Here is a 5501-nt window from a genome sequence, read left to right as displayed (position 1 = left end):
ACACTCTTTCCCTCCTGCCCGTGGTCGGCGCCACGCTCGGCCAGAGCCGCGAGCTGCTCCGAAGTGGCTGCAGGCCGTGGCAGGGACGCGCGCGGGTCGGAATGATCGCCGGCACCCGACCCATCGGCCTCGGCCAGGTGTTCGGTCGCTTCGACGGCCCCAGCGACGGCACCGTGGCCGTCGCCGAAACCCGGCTTGCAGGCCTGTCCGACCACGTGGTGGTTCCGGCGAGCCACTCGGGGCTGGTTTTCTCGCCGCTGGCGGCGCGCCAGACGATCGCCTTCCTGCGCGACGGCCGCTTCGAGAGCTGAACCGCCCGAACGGCGGCGGCTCCGGCGCGGGAACAAGCGGCCGATCCGCTAAAATCGCTGTCCCGTTCCAGCCGCCCGGAAATCCCGATGGGTCGTGGTCCCTCGATCGAAGCCCGCAAGAACGCCGTTGACGCGCGGCGCGGCAAGATCTTCACCAAGATCATCCGTGAGATCAGCGTCGCCGCGCGCAGCGGCGGCGGCGATCCGCACGGCAACCCGCGCCTGCGCGTCGCGATCGACAAGGGCCTTGCCGTCAACATGACGAAGGACGTGATCGAGCGCGCGGTCAAGAAGGCGACGGGCGAGCTCGAAGGCGTCGAGTACGAAGAGATCCGCTACGAGGGCTACGCGCCCGGCGGCGTCGCTGTGATCGTGGACTGCCTGACCGACAACCGCGTGCGCACCGTCGCCGAAGTCCGCCACGCGTTCTCCAAGTTCGGCGGCAACCTCGGTACCGAGGGCTCCGTCGCCTTCATGTTCCACAAGCGCGGCGTGATCTGGTTCGGCGAGGGCGTCGACGAGGACCGCCTCACCGAAGCCGCGATCGAGGCGGGCGCGGACGACGTCATCGTGTATCCCGAAGACGGCTCGATCGACGTGATCACGTCTCCGGAGTCGTTCCTCGACGTCAAGGCCGCGCTCGAAGCCGCGGGCCTGGTGCCCGGCGAGGCCGAAGTCACCTTCCGCGCCGACAACAACGTGACGGTCGATGGCGACACGGGTCGGCAGGTCGTCAAGCTGCTCGCATGGCTCGAGGACCTCGACGACGTTCAGAGCGTCTACTCCAACGCCGAGCTGGGCGAGGACGCGTACGCGTGACGGCGGCAGACAGGCATCGGGCATTCCGATGAATGCCTCGTCGCGGATCCCCGCGTGAGCACGCTGCCGCCCGCACCGGGCACGTTCCGGATCATGGGAATCGACCCCGGCTCGCAGCGCACCGGGGTCGGCTTCATCGACGTGGCGCCGGGCGGCAAGTGCACGTACGTGGCCGCGCACACGCTGAAGCTGCTCGATGCCGAGGATTTCCCGGCGCGCCTGGGCCTGCTCTGCGTCGGGCTGGATGCGCTGATCGACGAGTGGAATCCCGGCCAAGTGGCGATCGAGACCGTGTTCATGGACAAGTCCGCCACCAGCGCGCTCAAGCTCGGCCATGCGCGCGGCGCGGCCATCGCGACCGTGGTGCGCCGCCACCTGAAGGTGCACGAATACGCACCGCGGCTGATCAAGCAGTCGCTGGTGGGCAAGGGCGCTGCCGACAAGCAGCAGGTACAGCACATGGTGCGGCTGCTGCTGAACCTGCCCGAGCAGAAGCTGCAGGCCGACGCTGCCGACGCCCTCGCCGTCGCGCTGACGCATGCGCACATGAGCGCGACCGCGGGCCGCACCGGCATTGCGCTCGCACAGCTGCGTCGCCGCGGCAGCTGACCGCGTGCCGCCCGCCCTCGATAGGCGCACAATGCGCGCCGCCGGATTGCCGGCGGCGCAAGCCGGAGTGGAAACAGCTCAATGCGACAGTTCCCGTACGCGGGCATGGGCCCGCGCGTGACGATGCCAGCCGTGGCGATCCGCGAGGGCCGCCGGTGATCGGGCGCCTGCGTGGCGTGCTCGTGCACAAGCAGCCGCCGTGGCTGATGGTCGAAGTCGCCGGCGGCATCGGATACGAGCTCGAAGCCCCGATGAGCACGTTCTACGACCTCCCCGAAGTCGGGCGCGAGGTCGTTCTGTTCACGCATTACGCGCAGAAGGAGGACAGCGTCGCGCTCTACGCCTTCCTGCGCGAGGGCGAGCGCCGCCTGTTCCGCGACGTGCAGAAGGTCACCGGCATCGGCGCGAAGATCGCGCTTGCGATCCTGTCCTCGGTCAGCGTCGACGAATTCGCGCGGCTCGTGCAGTCGGGCGATGTGACGGCCCTGACGCGCATCCCTGGCATCGGCAAGAAGACCGCCGAGCGCATCGTCGTCGAGCTGCGCGACCGCGCGGCGGATCTGATGGGCATCGGCGCGACGTTGGGAATGAATACCGGTGTGCCCGCCGACCCGCAATCCGAGGCCGGCGTCGCCCTGCAGCAACTGGGCTACAAGCCCGCCGAAGCCGTCCGCATGGCCAAGGACGCGACCGCGCCGGGCGACGACACCGCGACCATCATCCGCAAGGCGCTACAGTCCGCGCTCCGTTGAGTGCCGGGCCGTTTTCAAGAGACATCCATGATCGCTAACGACTCATCCGCCGCGCATCCGCACGGCGCAGGCGACAATGGGCATGCACACGCGCCGACCGCACTGGCCACGCTGGTGGTGGGTGCCGTGGGTGTCGTGTTCGGTGACATCGGCACCAGCCCGCTCTACACCATCCAGGAAATGTTCCTGCCGCATTACGGGCTGCAGCCCGACGCGGCGACGGTGAAGGGCCTCTTGTCGCTCGCATTCTGGGCGCTGATGCTGGTGGTGACGATCAAGTACGTGATCGTGATCATGCGCGCCGACAACGAAGGCGAGGGCGGCATCATGGCGCTGACGGCACTCGCGCAGCGCTCGCTCAAGCAGGGCTCGCGACTGAACTACCTGGTGGGCATTCTCGGCATCTTCGGCGCGTCGCTGTTCTTCGGCGACGGCATGATCACGCCGCCGGTCACGGTGCTGGGCGCACTCGACGGCCTGCGCGTGATCTCACCCGCGTTCGGACACTGGGTGATGCCGGTGGCGCTCGTGATCCTGATCGGCCTGTTCTCGTTCCAGCGCTACGGTACCGAGCGCGTGGGCAGGATCTTCGGCCCCGTGATGATCACGTGGTTCGTGGTGCTGGCGGCGCTCGGCGTCAACAACATCGTGCGTTACCCGTCCGTGCTGTGGGCGCTCAATCCCTACTGGGCCTTCGTGTTCTTCACCACGCACGGCGGCCATGCGCTCTTCATCCTGGGCGCCGTGGTGCTGGCGATCACGGGCGGCGAAGCGCTGTATGCCGACATGGGCCATTTCGGCAAGCGGCCGATCCGGTGGGCGTGGTTCGCGTTCGTGCTGCCGGCGCTGGTCCTCAACTATTTCGGCCAGGGCGCCGTCCTGCTGCAGAACCCGGCTGCGCGCTCGAATCCGTTCTACATGTCGATGCCCGGCTGGGCACAGGTGCCGATGCTGGGCCTGGCCACCGTGGCCGCCGCGATCGCCTCCCAGGCGGTGATCACCGGCGCGTTCTCGGTGACCCGGCAGGCGATCCAGCTCGGCTACCTGCCGCGTCTGTCGATCAAGCACACCTCGCGGCAGACGATCGGCCAGATCTACGTGCCGTCGATCAACTGGACGCTGCTGGGCGCGGTGATCCTGCTCACGCTCGCGTTCAAGAGCGCGACCAACCTCGCCACCGCGTACGGCCTGTCGGTGACAGGCACGATGCTGATCGACACGCTGCTGCTCGCGCTCGTCGCCTACACGCGCTGGAACGATTCGCGCAAATGGGTGCTCCCGCTGTGCGCGATGTTCCTGGTCATCGACGTCGCGTTCCTCGTCGCGAACGGCGGCAAGCTGTTCACCGGCATCGGCGCATGGGTGCCGCTGTTCATCGGCCTGACCTCGTTCACCCTGATGCGCACGTGGCGTCGCGGCCGCGCGCTGCTGCACGAGGAGGCGCGCAAGGAAGGCATCCAGCTCGACGTGTTCCTGCCCGGCCTGATGCTTTCGCCGCCCGTGCGCGTGCCCGGCACCGCCGTGTTCCTGACCGCCGACCGCGGCGTGGTGCCGCAGGCCTTCCTGCACAACCTCAAGCACAACAAGGTGCTGCACGAGCGCAACGTGTTCCTCACCGTCGAGCCGATGACGGTGCCCATGGCGCCGCGCGACAAGAAGCTCAAGATCGACTCGATCGGCGAGAATTTCTACCGCGTGACGATCAGGTTCGGCTTCATGGAGATTCCGGACGTGCCGCTCGCGCTGATGCGCTCCTGCGACAAGGGCGGCATCTACTTCGATCCGATGGACACCACGTACTTCGCGAGCCGCGAGACGATCGTGGGCAGCAAGCATCGCGGCATGCCGCTGTGGCGCGACAAGATCTTCGCGCTCATGCACCGCAACGCGGCACCGGCGACCACGTTCTTCCGCATCCCGGGCAACCGGCTCGTGGAGTTGGGCGCGCAGATCGAAATCTGAGGTCGCACCGGGTGATCCGGGGCGGGCCATAATCCGGGCATGACCGAGACCCGCATCATCGCCGCCGGCGCCACCTTCGAGGACGCCGCCGTCGAGGCCAGCATCCGCCCGAAGCGCCTGGACGAGTACCTCGGCCAGGTGCCCGTGCGCGAGCAGATGAAGATCTACATCGAGGCCGCCAAAGGTCGTGGCGAGGCCCTCGACCACGTGCTGATCTTCGGGCCGCCCGGCCTCGGCAAGACCACGCTCAGCCAGGTCATCGCCAACGAACTCGGCGTGAACCTGCGTCAGACGTCGGGCCCGGTGATCGAGAAGGCCGGTGACCTCGCCGCGCTGCTCACCAACCTGCAGCCGCACGACGTGCTGTTCGTCGACGAGATACATCGCCTGTCGCCGCTGGTGGAGGAAGTGCTGTACCCGGCGATGGAGGATTTCCAGCTCGACATCATGATCGGCGAGGGCCCGGCCGCGCGCTCGATCAAGATCGACCTGCCGCCATTCACGCTGATCGGCGCGACCACGCGCGCAGGCCTGCTCACCGCGCCGCTGCGCGACCGCTTCGGCATCGTGCAGCGGCTCGAGTTCTACAGCGTCGAGGAGCTCACGAAGATCGTGCAGCGCTCGGCACACATCCTCGGCATCGCGTGCACGCCCGACGGTTCGGGCGAGATCGCGCGCCGCTCGCGTGGCACGCCGCGAATCGCCAATCGCCTGCTGCGGCGCGTGCGCGACTTCGCGCAGGTGCGTGGCGACGGCACGATCACCCGCGAGTCGGCGATCGCGGCGATGACGATGCTGCGCGTCGACCCGGAAGGCTTCGACGATCTGGACCGGCGACTGCTCGGCACCGTCATCGGCTCGTTCGACGGTGGGCCGGTCGGCGTGGAGTCGCTTGCCGCGGCGCTGAGCGAGGAGCGCGGCACGCTCGAGGACGTCGTCGAGCCGTTCCTGATCCAGCAGGGCTACCTGATCCGGACCGCGCGCGGCCGGATGGCGACGCCGAAGGCATATCGCCACCTCGGGTTTACCCCGCGCGTGAAGTCGACGG

At 68.2% G+C, this 5501-nt stretch carries 5 protein-coding genes and 1 pseudogene; all 6 read left to right on the top strand.

From position 1 onward, the window contains the following. Positions 1 to 311, top strand: a pseudogene (locus FW784_RS12250) (alpha/beta hydrolase); the annotation flags it as partial. Between the two features lie 87 nt (positions 312 to 398). Further along, the gene (locus tag FW784_RS12245) at positions 399 to 1130 is read left to right on the top strand and encodes a YebC/PmpR family DNA-binding transcriptional regulator (RefSeq protein WP_149353618.1); all 732 of its coding nucleotides are present in this window, start codon (positions 399 to 401) and stop codon (positions 1128 to 1130) included. A gap of 93 nt (positions 1131 to 1223) precedes the next feature. Beyond that, the gene (gene ruvC, locus FW784_RS12240; protein ID WP_149353620.1) at positions 1224 to 1739 is read left to right on the top strand and encodes a crossover junction endodeoxyribonuclease RuvC; all 516 of its coding nucleotides are present in this window, start codon (positions 1224 to 1226) and stop codon (positions 1737 to 1739) included. Positions 1740 to 1894: 155 nt separating this feature from the next. Next, the gene (gene ruvA / locus FW784_RS12235; protein WP_149353617.1) at positions 1895 to 2491 is read left to right on the top strand and encodes a Holliday junction branch migration protein RuvA; all 597 of its coding nucleotides are present in this window, start codon (positions 1895 to 1897) and stop codon (positions 2489 to 2491) included. Between the two features lie 27 nt (positions 2492 to 2518). Then, the gene (locus FW784_RS12230) at positions 2519 to 4453 is read left to right on the top strand and encodes a potassium transporter Kup (RefSeq protein ID WP_149353616.1); all 1935 of its coding nucleotides are present in this window, start codon (positions 2519 to 2521) and stop codon (positions 4451 to 4453) included. A 39-nt stretch (positions 4454 to 4492) separates the two neighbouring features. Further along, positions 4493 to 5501 (top strand): Holliday junction branch migration DNA helicase RuvB (gene ruvB / locus FW784_RS12225; protein WP_149353615.1); only part of this gene is annotated, 1009 nt, incomplete at its 3' end.

The organism is Cognatilysobacter lacus (assembly GCF_008274655.1).
GTDB lineage: Bacteria > Pseudomonadota > Gammaproteobacteria > Xanthomonadales > Xanthomonadaceae > Cognatilysobacter > Cognatilysobacter lacus.
The sequence above is the reverse complement of the archived record's forward strand: the minus strand, read 5'-3'. Positions and strand labels throughout refer to the sequence as shown.

Bases quoted from the DNA above. Each gene is read 5' to 3' on its own strand.
- FW784_RS12245 (WP_149353618.1), top strand. From the start codon at position 399: ATGGGTCGTGGTCCCTCGATCGAAGCCCGCAAGAACGCCGTTGACGCG.
- ruvC (WP_149353620.1), top strand. From the start codon at position 1,224: ATGGGAATCGACCCCGGCTCGCAGCGCACCGGGGTCGGCTTCATCGAC.
- FW784_RS12230 (WP_149353616.1), top strand. From the start codon at position 2,519: ATGATCGCTAACGACTCATCCGCCGCGCATCCGCACGGCGCAGGCGAC.